This is a genomic window from Pseudomonas sp. GW821-FHT07B01 (assembly GCF_059419065.1).
In genome coordinates this window covers 1-12,356 of sequence record NZ_JBWKRA010000016.1, presented here as the reverse complement: position 1 = coordinate 12,356, position 12,356 = coordinate 1, and the positions used below count along the sequence as shown (strand labels likewise).

General features: G+C 57.4%; 11 protein-coding genes. 9 read left to right on the top strand and 2 right to left on the bottom strand.

Going from position 1 to position 12,356, the window contains the following annotated elements:
* Positions 1-85: 85 nt before the first annotated feature.
* The 5 genes from AC07S6_RS18080 to AC07S6_RS18060 all read left to right on the top strand — a co-directional run bounded on the left by AC07S6_RS18080 (position 86) and on the right by AC07S6_RS18060 (position 5,702).
* On the top strand, positions 86-1,264 hold the full coding sequence (locus AC07S6_RS18080) for a DegT/DnrJ/EryC1/StrS family aminotransferase (protein ID WP_495112730.1): 1,179 nt from the start codon (positions 86-88) through the stop codon (positions 1,262-1,264).
* Positions 1,265-1,413: 149 nt separating this feature from the next.
* Positions 1,414-3,408 carry a polysaccharide biosynthesis protein gene (locus tag AC07S6_RS18075; RefSeq protein ID WP_127882143.1) on the top strand — a complete coding sequence of 665 codons (1,995 nt, stop codon included), beginning with the start codon at positions 1,414-1,416 and terminating at the stop codon, positions 3,406-3,408.
* 312 nt (positions 3,409-3,720) lie between these two features.
* The gene (locus AC07S6_RS18070; protein ID WP_127882132.1) at positions 3,721-4,053 is read left to right on the top strand and encodes a ComEA family DNA-binding protein; all 333 of its coding nucleotides are present in this window, start codon (positions 3,721-3,723) and stop codon (positions 4,051-4,053) included.
* A gap of 140 nt (positions 4,054-4,193) precedes the next feature.
* Entirely contained in the window at positions 4,194-4,838 is a 645-nt protein-coding gene (locus tag AC07S6_RS18065; RefSeq protein ID WP_495112729.1) for a GntR family transcriptional regulator, read from the top strand.
* Between the two features lie 15 nt (positions 4,839-4,853).
* Positions 4,854-5,702, top strand: a complete 849-nt coding sequence (locus AC07S6_RS18060; RefSeq protein WP_495112728.1) for an urea carboxylase-associated family protein — start codon at positions 4,854-4,856, stop codon at positions 5,700-5,702.
* Positions 5,703-5,761: 59 nt separating this feature from the next.
* Here AC07S6_RS18060 and AC07S6_RS18055 read toward each other — a convergent pair whose 3' ends face one another.
* Both AC07S6_RS18055 and eat read right to left on the bottom strand, forming a co-directional pair.
* Positions 5,762-5,929 (bottom strand): DUF2897 family protein, encoded by a 168-nt coding sequence (locus AC07S6_RS18055; RefSeq protein ID WP_003172675.1) that lies wholly within the window; start codon positions 5,927-5,929, stop codon positions 5,762-5,764.
* 110 nt (positions 5,930-6,039) lie between these two features.
* The gene (gene eat, locus AC07S6_RS18050) at positions 6,040-7,404 is read right to left on the bottom strand and encodes an ethanolamine permease (protein WP_495112727.1); all 1,365 of its coding nucleotides are present in this window, start codon (positions 7,402-7,404) and stop codon (positions 6,040-6,042) included.
* 384 nt (positions 7,405-7,788) lie between these two features.
* Here eat and kdpF point away from each other — a divergent pair, with 384 nt between their 5' ends.
* The 4 genes from kdpF to kdpC all read left to right on the top strand — a co-directional run bounded on the left by kdpF (position 7,789) and on the right by kdpC (position 12,290).
* The gene (gene kdpF / locus AC07S6_RS18045) at positions 7,789-7,878 is read left to right on the top strand and encodes a K(+)-transporting ATPase subunit F (protein WP_003218754.1); all 90 of its coding nucleotides are present in this window, start codon (positions 7,789-7,791) and stop codon (positions 7,876-7,878) included.
* A gap of 9 nt (positions 7,879-7,887) precedes the next feature.
* Positions 7,888-9,582: a potassium-transporting ATPase subunit KdpA gene (gene kdpA, locus AC07S6_RS18040; RefSeq protein WP_495112726.1), complete on the top strand. Its 1,695-nt coding sequence runs from the start codon at positions 7,888-7,890 to the stop codon at positions 9,580-9,582.
* A 15-nt stretch (positions 9,583-9,597) separates the two neighbouring features.
* Positions 9,598-11,655, top strand: a complete 2,058-nt coding sequence (gene kdpB, locus AC07S6_RS18035; RefSeq protein WP_020302492.1) for a potassium-transporting ATPase subunit KdpB — start codon at positions 9,598-9,600, stop codon at positions 11,653-11,655.
* 89 nt (positions 11,656-11,744) lie between these two features.
* Positions 11,745-12,290: a potassium-transporting ATPase subunit KdpC gene (kdpC, locus tag AC07S6_RS18030; protein WP_057975733.1), complete on the top strand. Its 546-nt coding sequence runs from the start codon at positions 11,745-11,747 to the stop codon at positions 12,288-12,290.
* The last annotated feature ends 66 nt before the right edge of the window (positions 12,291-12,356 follow it).

Genomic DNA, 12,356 nt, shown 5'->3' with positions numbered 1-12,356 from the left:
GCGAACAACGTGTCAAGCGAATTGCAACGGGGCTCATGTTGACGAGTCTTTCATATTTTCGAATGAAAACTGACGGGTACTGGTTGTGTTGAATTCACCATTTTCTCCTTGGCCTTCTTTTACTGAAGAAGAGGCTGATGCCGTACGTGATGTGGTTCTGTCCAATAAGGTTAACTACTGGACCGGTACACAGGGGCGTGAGTTTGAAAAGGAGTTCGCGGCATGGGCGGGAACCGAATTCGCCATCGGGCTGGCCAACGGAACGGTTGCCCTGGACCTTGCCTTGAAGGCCTTGGGCATTGGTGCCGGCGATGAAGTAATTGTCACCTCACGCACTTTTCTTGCTTCTGTTTCAAGCATTGTAAATGCCGGGGCTGTTCCGGTTTTCGCTGATGTGGATCGCGATTCTCAGAACTTCAGCGCGCAGACTATCCGCGCTGTGCTGACTCCTCGCACCCGAGCCCTAATCTGTGTGCATTTGGCCGGCTGGCCTTGTGACATGGATCCGATCATGGCTTTGGCCGAGGAGTTCGATCTTAAAGTGATCGAAGATTGTGCTCAAGCTCATGGTGCTCGTTATAAGGGGCGCCCAGTGGGGTCAATTGGCCACATCGCAGCCTGGTCCTTTTGTCAGGACAAGATCATGACGACAGGCGGAGAGGGCGGAATGGTCACAACCAACGATCGTAAGCTCTGGTCGGATATGTGGTCGTTCAAGGATCATGGCAAAAGCTGGGAGGCAGTCTATGAACGTGACCATCCCCCTGGCTTTCGCTGGTTGCACGAAAGCTTCGGTACGAACTGGAGAATGCTAGAGGTTCAGGCCGTAATCGGTCGGATTCAACTCAAACGCATGACAGATTGGCAAGCCAGTCGGCTTGCGAATGCGGGTCAGATATGGGAGTGCGCCAGCCAACTCAAGGGTTTGCGTGTGCCAATCGCGCCTGAGGGTAGTGTTCACGCGGCGTATAAGTGCTACGTGTTTGTCGAGCCTCAGGCACTCAAGGCCGGGTGGGATCGTGATCGTATTCTGGCGGAGATTTCGGCACGAGAAGTTCCGGTATTTTCTGGGTCCTGCTCCGAGGTCTATCTCGAGAAGGCGTTTGACAATACTGGCTGGCGGCCAGCGAGCCGGTTGCCGGTGGCGAGGGAACTCGGCGAAACGAGTATGATGTTTCTTGTGCATCCAACGCTGACGCGGTCTGAAGTTGAAAAAACATGTTCGGTCCTAAAAGCGGTCATGCAGCTAGCTACCGAGGAGTAATCGGTTAGTACATGGGTGGCGTGTGTTTTTCCAATGCTTAAGGATTTTCTTAACGTCTTGGTCAACGAGAATCCTTCAAAAGTTTTCTTGCCGTTACCCAACAAGGCGCAGGTGTGATCTTAGGAGTAGCAGAGGTGTTTCAGGGTGTTATGGATAAGTTAAGAGTCTTTTTATTGGGGCTGACGCGACGGCAAAAACGCGCCTTTCAAGTAGTGACCGACGTTTTTCTCGTCTGGTTTGCTCTGTGGATGGCCTTTGTTGTTCGCTTAGGGGTTGATGAGTTGATCAATCCGTTCAAGGAGTACCTTTGGTTGTTCTTGAGCGCCACAATCGTTGCTATTCCTCTGTTTGTGCGTTTTGGCATGTACCGCGCGGTAATGCGCTACTTCGGCAACGACGCATTAATTGCTATTATTAAAGCTGTGAGTTTGTCAGCATTAATTCTCGCTCTGATAGTTTATTGGAACAACAATCAACAAGCCTTCGTTCCGCGCTCGGTCATCTTCAATTACTGGGGATTGAGCATGATTATGATTGGCGGCCTACGTCTTGCGATGCGTCAATATTTTCTAGGCGATTGGTTCGCTGCTGCACAGCATGTTCCGTTCACTAGCCGAGACGATGGATTACCGAGGGTGGCTATTTATGGGGCTGGCGCAGCGGGTAATCAATTGGTTGCGGCCTTACGAATGGGTAGACTCATGCGTCCTGTCGCGTTTATTGATGATGATAGCAGTATTGCTGATCGGGTCATTTCGGGGCTGCATGTTTATAAACCCAAGCATATCCAACAGATGGTTGATATGACTGGCGCTCAGCAAATACTTCTTGCAATCCCTTCTGCCAATCGTGGGCGCCGCCGAGAAATATTGAGTTTTCTTGAGGGTTTTTCCCTTCACGTACAAAGCGTACCTGGCTTTATGGATCTGGCCAGTGGGCGAGTGAAGGTTGATGATATTCAGGAAGTTGATATTGCCGACTTGCTGGGTCGAGACTCCGTGCCCCCGCAAGATGATTTGTTGGAACATTGTATCAAGGGGAAGTCGGTCCTTATAACCGGGGCCGGCGGTTCAATAGGATCGGAACTCTGTCGACAAATTCTTGCTCTTCAGCCGACAACATTACTGCTTTATGAACATAGTGAGTTCAATCTCTACAGCATTTTGCAAGAGTTGGAACAGCGGGTTTTGCGCGAGTCTTTGACTGTAAGATTATTACCTATCCTAGGGTCTGTCCGTAATCAGGAAAAACTCTTGGATGTCATGAATACTTGGCATGTTGATACGGTATATCATGCAGCAGCCTATAAGCATGTACCTATGGTTGAGCACAATATTGCTGAAGGCGTAATGAATAATCTGATAGGCACATTGAGCACTGCGCAGGCGGCTTTAAGAGCGAAAGTAGCGAATTTTGTGCTTATTTCTACTGATAAGGCTGTGCGTCCAACCAATGTAATGGGGAGTACCAAGCGTCTTGCTGAAATGACGCTGCAGGCATTGAGCAAGGAGATGGCTCCGGTCTTGTTTGGTGATAAAGCCAATGTTTCCTATATTAATAAAACCCGCTTTACAATGGTGCGGTTTGGGAACGTTTTGGGTTCTTCCGGGTCAGTGATTCCGTTGTTTCACAAGCAAATCAAGTCGGGTGGACCAATAACAGTTACACATCCAAAAATCACTCGTTATTTCATGAGTATTCCCGAAGCCGCTCAATTGGTTATCCAGGCCGGCTCAATGGGACAGGGCGGGGACGTATTTGTTCTGGATATGGGCGAGCCAGTGAAGATCGTTGAGCTGGCAGAAAAAATGGTTCATTTATCGGGTCTGAGTATTCGTTCTGAGAAGGCCCCTCAAGGTGATATCTCCATCGAGTTTACTGGGCTGCGACCGGGCGAGAAGCTCTATGAAGAACTTTTAATTGGTGACAATGTTGTAATGACGTCGCACCCGATGATTATGAGTGCTAGTGAGGACTATTTGTCTTGGGACATATTGAAGGCACGTCTGACAGAATTGCTTAATGCTGTTGAGAAGGACGATTACAGCCGCGTACGTCAGCTTCTACGTGAAACGGTCAGTGGTTACTCTCCTGACGGTGAAATCGTCGATTGGATATATCAGCAACGACGACTTGATCCCTGATTTTTCCTCTAATTCAGGCGTTCGTGGTGACTTCATAAGTAAAAGTTTTTGTTTGCTTAGAGTTAACTCTCCTCCAACCTCTTCGATCTCTTGGGATTGTCGAGAGGTTGGGGGGCATTGATTTGATTCGCAGCGCTTGGGTGATTCTCTCACTAATTCTAGTTTGATCGGCCCAGTGCAATTTTATGACCTGATTTTTAAACACACCCAGTTACTTATCAGTTTTTGACAGTCTCTAGCAATCACCTAAGTTAGAAAAGCAGCTTCGGAAAAGCTGCTTTTTTCTCTTACCGATATCATGGAGCGTCACCAATGCAAAACCTTTACATTTCCTCCCTCATCTTCGCCTTCCTCACCAGCCTCTCCGTCGCCACCACCGCCGCGCCGTCCATCAAGCCGGAACCCCCAACTCCTATCTCCACCCAGATGACCAAGACCGAGCAGTCCACCAAGGTCAAACTCAACGCCGCCGACGCCGAGACCCTGCGCCGCGATCTATTCGGCATTGGTGCTTCCAAGGCGAAGGCAATCATCACCTATCGCGAAAGCAACGGCCCGTTCACCGCGGTGGATGAGTTACTGGAAGTAAAAGGCATCGGCAAGGCGTTGCTGGAGAAGAATCGCGACAGGTTGGTTATTGATTGAAGATGTAATAAAAGCGCAGAAGGCCGGTCATTGACCGGCCTTTTCTTTATCGGACCTAGCGCCTGGTAATTCGCAGGCAGCATTGGCACGAAACGTGGTTACCTCTTACTTAGTGATTGTTCAACAATCTTGAGGTAACGATGACACTCACTTTGTCTTTAGCCGATCAGATCGCCCTGGAGCTTCGCGCCGACATTATCGGTGGACGGCTATTGCCAGGCATGCCGCTGGTCGAGGTTGATCTGGTCAAGGCTTACAACGCATCACGCAATACGATTCGCGAGGCGCTGCATCGTCTCGGCCAGGAGGGCCTTACTCGCTATATCCGCAATAAGGGCGTGATGGTTCGGCGCCTGGAGCGAGCAGAAGTACGCGACCTCTTCGTAGTCCGCCGCACCCTGGAATTGCAGGCCATAGCCCAGAGCGGCCCGCTGACGGACGCTCAATCGACACATATGCAAAACGCCATCGACGCCACCACCCTGGCCAGGGAGCGCGAAGACTGGCGAGCGGTGGCCACCCACAGTCTTATGTTCCACCAACAGATCGTCGCGTTGATGGGCAGCCCGCTATTCGATGAGTTTTTCGCCCAGGTCATTGCCCAGTTGCGCTTGGCGTTCTGCGCCGCGCCTGACGAGCAACGTTTCCAATCACCCTGGCTGGAGCGTGACCATGAGATATACACACTGCTAACCCGCAACCAAACGCAGGCCGCCAGCGAGGCGATGAGCCTGTACCTGGACGATTCAGAACACCTTTCCCTCGCCCTGTTTGATCACCCTTGATAGAGGACATGCCCCATGTACAAAGACTACCCGGCCGCGTACCAGGTCAGCAAAGGCTCAGCATTGCAGGTGGATACGGCGTTCTATGAGCGTATTCGTGATCAGAAAAGCCAGCGCACGTTGATCGAACAGTTCGAGGTGCCGATCCGCACGGGAAGGGCGTGGAAGGTACCGGCCGGGCATGTGTTTCGTGTGACCACGCCGGTGGGGCCTCAAGTGGGGGATTTCAATGTGTGGAACGCCAACGACCCGCGCGAACGTTTGTGGGCCGCGCGCACTCGGCAGCTTCAAGGCGCCCATGTCAGCACCCATGATCGGTTGTGGTCGAACCTGCCTTTTCTAAGGCCCTTGGTCACTATTACCGATGACAGCCTGGCCAGCTACGGCATTGATGAACACGGTGGGCGTTTGCACGATTTGTTGGGCACGCGCTGTGACCCCTATGTGAACCGTATGCTGACGGGGGAGGACTTTCATCACCATTGCCACTCGAACCTGACCCGTGCGGTATTGCCCCATGGGCTGACGGAGTTCGATGTGCATGACGTGTTGAATATTTTCCAGTGCACCGGGCTCAATCACGATGACATGTACTTTATGAAGGCCTGTCCGGCGCAGAAGGGCGATTACCTGGAGTTCTTTGCCGAGATTGATCTGCTGTGTGCGCTGTCGACGTGCCCTGGCGGGGATCTGTCGCTGCCGATGTGGGGGCCGGAGGCGCAGGACCCGTTGACGGTTTGTCGTCCGTTAGGGGTTGAGATCTATAGGCTGAAGGATGAGTTGCTCAGTGGCTGGAGCCAGCCGGAGCGTGCGGCCTATAAGGGGCAACATGGGTTGCATATTGCCAAGGCGGAATGGGAGTAGGGTGGGCTGCTTCGCAGCCCAGCGGGAGCAAGCTCCCTCGCCACCGGGTTACACGCGTTTTATCTGTCTTGCGCATCCTTGGCGTCCGCCTGCGCATTTCGCTCGGCCACGCGTTTGCGTTGTTCGTCGGTGAGTTCGACTTTGTTGGCGCTGTCACGCAGCATCATCAGGCCACCGACGATCGACCCGATCGCTACTACCATAATCAACCATGCATACCACGGCATAAGGCTCTCCTTGAGGCAGATGTCCGTGGGAAAGCTTCCCACGGTAATGACTGCTTTGAGTCACGGGCTTTCTGAGTAGTTCAGTGTAGGCCCGTTCTGCCTCATAGGCGCTATTGTCCGGTCAACCTCGCATCTGCCGGCGCATCGACACGGTCTTGTGCGGTCAGCTGGAAGTAGATGAAGCCCACCGCCATGAAGCCCAGGAAGATCAGCCCGATCAAGGCATTGAACCAGGCCATCGCCACCAGGCATACCACCGCCAGCACCAGCGCAATGCCTGGCACGATGGGGTAGCCCGGCGCGCGGAAAGTACGTTCCAGCAACGGCTCGGTCTTACGCAGTTTGAACAGGCTGAGCATGCTCATGATGTACATGACGATGGCACCGAACACCGCCATGGTGATCATCGCGGCGGTCAGGGTCATGCCGCCCAGGTTGATCAGGCCGTCGCTGTAGATGGCGGCGATGCCCACCACGCCGCCGGCGAGGATGGCCCGGTGCGGTGTCTGGAAACGTGAGAGTTTGGCCAGGAAAGACGGCAGGTAACCTGCACGGGCCAGGGCGAAGAACTGGCGCGAGTAGCCGAGGATGATGCCGTGGAAGCTTGCCACCAGGCCGAACAGGCCAATCCATACCAGCATGTGCAACCAGCCGGAGCTGTCGCCCACCACGGTTTTCATCGCTTGGGGCAGTGGGTCGTTGATGTTCGAGAGGGTGCGCCAGTCACCCACACCACCGGCGAAGAACATCACGCCCATGGCCAGGATCACCAGGGTGAGGATGCCGCTGATGTAGGCCTTCGGAATGGTGCGCTTGGGGTCCTTGGCTTCTTCGGCGGCCATGGCAGCGCCTTCAATGGCGAGGAAGAACCAGATGGCGAAGGGAATGGCGGCAAACATCCCGGCAATCGCCGGGGCGCCGAAGGTGTCGGAGCCGGCCCAGCCGTTGAGGGCGAAGTGGCTGAAGCTGAACGCCGGGGCGACTACGCCCATGAACACCAGCAGTTCGGCGACGGCCAGCACGCAGACCACCAACTCAAAGGTGGCGGCGAGTTTCACCCCGAGGATATTCAGGCCCATGAACACGATATAGGCGCCGACGGCGGCGTGCTTGGGGTCGAGTGCCGGGAATTGCACGTTCAGGTACGCGCCAATGGCCAGGGCAATCGCGGGCGGGGCGAAGACGAATTCGATCAAGGTGGCCAAGCCGGCAATCAAGCCGCCTTTCTCACCGAAGGCGCGACGGCTGTAGGCAAAGGGGCCTCCTGCGTGGGGAATCGCAGTGGTCAGTTCGGTGAAGCTGAAGATAAAGCAGGTGTACATCGCGGCGACCATTAATGAGGTCACCAGAAAGCCCAAGGTACCGGCGACGCCCCAACCGTAGCTCCAGCCGAAATACTCGCCGGAGATCACCAGCCCCACGGCAATGCCCCATAGATGCAAGGTACCCAAGGTGGGTTTGAGTTGTGTGTTCATTGTGCTGCGCTCCTTGAACTGTTTGGAATGATTCAAGGTGTTGCAGTGCCTATGCCAGGCTACGAAACCCTGTCGCAAAGCAGTGCTTGTGTCGTCTGCGGGACGGTTTGGCGTTTGAATGTGGCTTGGTGTGCACCAGATAAGGGCGATGGTGTCTGACCTGCCGCCATCGCGGGCAAGCCCGGCTCCCACATTTGGAATGCATTTCACTGTGGGAGCCGGGCTTGCCCGCGAAGAGGCCCTCCCAGCCACGGCAAACCCCGCATAAACCCACTCTTTACGCCATCTTTACGCCCCACCCGGTGCCTCGCTCTCGTTCCTTTACACCGCTCCTGCGGACAATGCCCCCACACGCGGCAATCGCCGCAAGACGGGGAAATTTCCATGAGCGTTTTGGACGGAGTGTCACTGCTATTGGCCGTGGCGCTGTTCATTTATCTGCTGGTTGCGCTGTTACGCGCGGATCGGAACTAGGAGCGGGCTATGCACAGTTATGACTATTGGCTGATCATCGCCTTCTTTGCCGTGGTACTGGTGCCGGCTCCGTTCCTGGGGCGGTTCTACTACAAGGTGATGGAGGGCCAGCGCACCTGGCTCAGCCCGGTGCTGGGGCCGGTGGAAAACGCCTGTTATCGCCTGTCGGGTGTGGACGCACAGCAGGAACAAAGCTGGCAGAAGTACATGCTGGCCTTGCTCGCATTCAACCTCGCAGGCTTCCTGCTGCTGTTCTCTATTCTGTTGTTTCAAGGCTCCCTCCCGCTGAACCCGCAAAACCTGCCGGGCCAGGAATGGACCTTGGCGTTTAATACCGCCGTCAGTTTCATGACCAATACCAACTGGCAGAACTACAGCGGTGAGGCGTCTCTCAGCTACCTGAGCCAGATGGCCGGCCTGACCGTGCAGAACTTCGTCAGTGCGGCGACCGGTCTCGCCGTCCTGGTCGCCTTGTGCCGTGGGATCGGGCGCAAATCTGCCCAGACCCTGGGCAACTTCTGGGTCGACATGACCCGCGCCACCCTCTACGGCCTACTGCCGTTGTGCCTGGTGCTCGCGCTGTTTCTGGTGTGGCAGGGCGTACCGCAAACCTTCGCCCACTATGTTGATGCGGTCACGCTGCAAGGCGTGGATCAGGTGATTCCCCTGGGGCCGGCCGCCAGTCAGATTGCGATCAAGCAACTGGGCACCAACGGCGGTGGCTTCTTCGGCGTGAACTCGGCGCATCCGTTTGAAGATCCGACAGCCTGGGCCAACCTGTTTGAAGTGGCCTCGATCATTCTGATCCCGGTGGCACTGGTGTTTACCTTCGGCCATTACGTCAAGGACCTGCGCCAGAGCCGGGCGATCCTCGCGTGCATGCTGGCGTTGTTCTTGATCGGCGGCGCGACGTCGCTGTGGTCCGAGTACCAGCCCAATCCAACCCTGAACAACCCGGCGGTGGAGCAAACCGCACCGTTGGAAGGCAAGGAAATACGCTTCGGCACCACCGGTACCGTGCTGTGGTCGGTGACCACTACTGCGGCCTCCAACGGTTCGGTCAACGGTATGCAGGACAGCCTCAGCCCGCTGAGCGGGATGGTGGCATTGGTCAACATGATGGTCGGCGAAGTGATCTTCGGCGGTGTCGGTGCCGGTATGTACGGCATGTTGCTTAACGTGTTGATCGCGGTGTTCCTCGCCGGCCTGATGATCGGCCGCACCCCGGAATATCTGGGCAAGAAACTCCAGGCCAAGGAAGTGCAATTGCTGGTGGTAACCCTGCTGGTGATGCCGGTCGGCGTATTGGTGTTGAGTGCCATCGCCGCCAGCTTGCCCGGCCCGGCAGGCGCCATCAGTAACCCAGGCCCCCACGGCTTCAGCCAATTGCTGTACGCCTACACCTCGGCCAGTGCCAACAACGGTTCGGCGTTTGCTGGCCTCGGCGCTAACACCCCGTTCCATAACCTGATGCTGGGCCTGGGCATGTTGATCGGCCGATTCGGCTACATTCTCCCGGTACTGGCCCTGGCCGGCAGCCTGGCGATGAAGAAAGCCGCACCGATTGGCCAGAACAGCTTCCCCACCCATGGTGCGCTGTTTGTGACCCTGTTGACCGTGACCATTTTGCTGGTGGGCGGCCTGACTTTCCTGCCGACGCTGGCGTTGGGTCCCATCGCTGAACACTTGAGCATGGGCTTCTAGTTAAGGGATATGAAAATGAATATGCCTGCAAAAAACGCGGCCCCGGTCAAACCCCAGGAGCCTGCCAAAACCGCCATCTCTGCGCTGTGGCGTCCGGCGCTGGTCCAGGCGTTCGTCAAGCTCGACCCACGCCAACTGCAACGCTCGCCAGTGATGCTGGTGGTCGAACTGACCGCCATCCTCACCACCGTGTTGTGCTTCGTGCCCGATACCACCGTGCCCACCTTTGTTGCGGTGCAAATCGCGGTGTGGCTGTGGTTCACCGTGCTGTTCGCCAACTTCGCCGAAGCCCTGGCCGAAGGCCGCGGCAAGGCCCGCGCCGACAGCCTCAAGGCTGGCAGCGAAGGCTTGAGCGCCCGACGCCAGGAAGCCGATGGCAGCTTCAAGGTGGTGCCGGCCACCAGCCTGCGCAAGGGCGATGTGGTACGTGTTGCCGCCGGGGAAATGATCCCCGGTGACGGCGAGGTCGTCGAAGGGATTGCGGCGGTCAACGAAGCGGCGATTACCGGCGAATCTGCCCCGGTGATCCGCGAGTCTGGCGGCGACCGTTCGGCCGTCACCGGCAACACGCGGCTGGTGTCGGACTGGCTGCTCATCCGCATCACCGCCAACCCGGGCGAGTCCACCCTGGACCGTATGATCGCGCTGGTGGAAGGCGCCAAACGCCAGAAAACCCCCAACGAAGTCGCGCTGGATATTCTGCTGATCGGACTGACCCTGATCTTTCTGCTGGTGGTCGTGACCCTGCAGCCGTTCGCCCACTTTGCCAATGGCAGCTTGCCGCTGGTGTTCCTGGTCGCACTGCTGGTGACGCTGATTCCCACCACCATTGGCGGCTTGTTGTCGGCCATCGGGATTGCCGGCATGGACCGCCTGGTGCGTCTCAACGTGATCGCCAAGTCTGGCCGCGCGGTAGAAGCGGCGGGGGATGTGCATGTGTTGCTGCTGGATAAGACCGGCACCATCACCTTTGGTAACCGCCGTTGCTCGGCCGTGGTGTCCGCACCTGGCGTCAGTGGCCGGGAATTGGCCGAAGGCGCGCTGCTGGCGTCCCTGGCGGATGACACGGCGGAAGGCAAGTCCATCGTTGAATACCTGCGCGCCTTGCACCCCCAGGCCGAGCCGAGCCTGGAGGCGTTGACCGCCGTGCCCTTCAGCGCCGAGACCCGTTTGTCCGGTGTCGACTATCAGGGCCGTGTGTTCCGTAAAGGCGCGGTGGACTCGCTACTGGCGTTTATCGGCCAGCAACGCAGCGATCTGCTGCCTGCGCTGTCGCGGGAAATCGACAAGATCGCCCAGAGCGGCGGCACGCCCTTGCTGGTGTGCGCCGATGGCAAGTTGCTGGGGGCGATCCATCTCAAGGACGTGGTCAAGCCCGGTATCCGCGAACGGTTTGCCGAGTTGCGCAAGCTGGGGATTCGTACCGTGATGGTCACAGGCGACAACCCGCTGACCGCCGCCGCGATTGCCGCTGAAGCGGGGGTGGACGATGTGCTGGCCGAAGCCACGCCAGAGAAGAAACTCGCGCGTATTCGCCATGAGCAGAACGATGGACGCCTGGTTGCCATGTGTGGCGATGGCGCCAACGATGCCCCGGCGCTGGCCCAGGCTGACGTCGGCATGGCGATGAACGACGGCACCCAGGCCGCGCGCGAAGCCGCCAACATGGTCGACCTCGACAGCGACCCGACCAAGCTGCTGGACGTGGTGCAGATCGGCAAGGAACTGCTGGTGACCCGTGGCGCGCTGACGACCTTTTCCATCGCCAACGACGTGGCCAAGTACTTCGCGATCCTGCCGGCGTTGTTCGCCTCGATCTACCCGCAACTGGGCGTGCTCAACATCATGCACTTGCAGAGCCCACAGAGCGCGATCCTCTCGGCTATCGTGTTCAACGCGCTGATTATCGTGGTGCTGATCCCGTTGGCCCTGCGCGGCGTGCGCGTGCAGGCCGCGAGTGCGGCGGCGTTGTTGCGGCGCAATCTGCTGATCTACGGGCTGGGCGGATTGTTGGTGCCGTTCGTGGGGATCAAGGCCATCGACATGTTGCTGACCGCGCTGCACCTGGTTTGATCTGGCCGCTGATCGTTCCCACGCTCCGCGTGGGAATGCCACCCCGGACGCTCCGCGTCCCACCGCACCACTGAATTGAGGAGTCTGAAATGTCCAACATCATCCGCCCAGCCCTGAGCCTGCTGGTACTCATGACCCTGATCACCGGCGTGGCCTACCCGCTGGTAGTCACTGGCGTGGCCCAAGTGGCCTTCCCCGATCAAGCCAATGGCAGCCTGGTGCGCGACGCCAGCGGCAAGGTGCGCGGCTCCAGCCTGATCGCCCAGGACTTTACCGGCGACAGCTGGTTTCACCCACGCCCGTCAGCCGGTGCTTTTGCCACAGTGTCCAGCAGTGCCAGTAACCTGGGGCCCAGCAATCCGGCCTTGGCGACACGCATATTCGAGGATGCCGGCAAACAGTCAGTGCCTGGCCAGGGCCCGGTGCCACTGGCCTCGCTGACAACCTCCGGCAGCGGCCTTGATCCACACTTGCCACCGCAGGCGATTGCCTATCAACTGGCGCGAGTGGCGGCGGCGCGAAATATGCCGGTGTCGACCTTGCAGCGGTTGCTGGATGAGCACATCGAAAGCCCTCTGGTAGGCCCGCCTGTAGTAAACGTACTGGCCTTGAACATGGCTTTGGAAGCTTTGTAAGCAAGGCGATCGCCATAGCGGGCAAGCCCGGCTCCCACATTTGGAATGCATTCCACTGTGGGAGCC

Excerpts from the sequence above, each read along its gene's own strand:
- eat (WP_495112727.1), bottom strand. The coding sequence starts at position 7,404 with ATGAACACACAACTCAAACCCACCTTGGGTACCTTGCATCTATGGGGC.
- kdpB (WP_020302492.1), top strand. The coding sequence starts at position 9,598 with ATGAATATGCCTGCAAAAAACGCGGCCCCGGTCAAACCCCAGGAGCCT.
- AC07S6_RS18065 (WP_495112729.1), top strand. The coding sequence starts at position 4,194 with ATGACACTCACTTTGTCTTTAGCCGATCAGATCGCCCTGGAGCTTCGC.
- kdpF (WP_003218754.1), top strand. The coding sequence starts at position 7,789 with ATGAGCGTTTTGGACGGAGTGTCACTGCTATTGGCCGTGGCGCTGTTC.
- AC07S6_RS18055 (WP_003172675.1), bottom strand. The coding sequence starts at position 5,929 with ATGCCGTGGTATGCATGGTTGATTATGGTAGTAGCGATCGGGTCGATC.
- AC07S6_RS18075 (WP_127882143.1), top strand. The coding sequence starts at position 1,414 with ATGGATAAGTTAAGAGTCTTTTTATTGGGGCTGACGCGACGGCAAAAA.
- kdpC (WP_057975733.1), top strand. The coding sequence starts at position 11,745 with ATGTCCAACATCATCCGCCCAGCCCTGAGCCTGCTGGTACTCATGACC.
- AC07S6_RS18060 (WP_495112728.1), top strand. The coding sequence starts at position 4,854 with ATGTACAAAGACTACCCGGCCGCGTACCAGGTCAGCAAAGGCTCAGCA.
- AC07S6_RS18070 (WP_127882132.1), top strand. The coding sequence starts at position 3,721 with ATGCAAAACCTTTACATTTCCTCCCTCATCTTCGCCTTCCTCACCAGC.
- kdpA (WP_495112726.1), top strand. The coding sequence starts at position 7,888 with ATGCACAGTTATGACTATTGGCTGATCATCGCCTTCTTTGCCGTGGTA.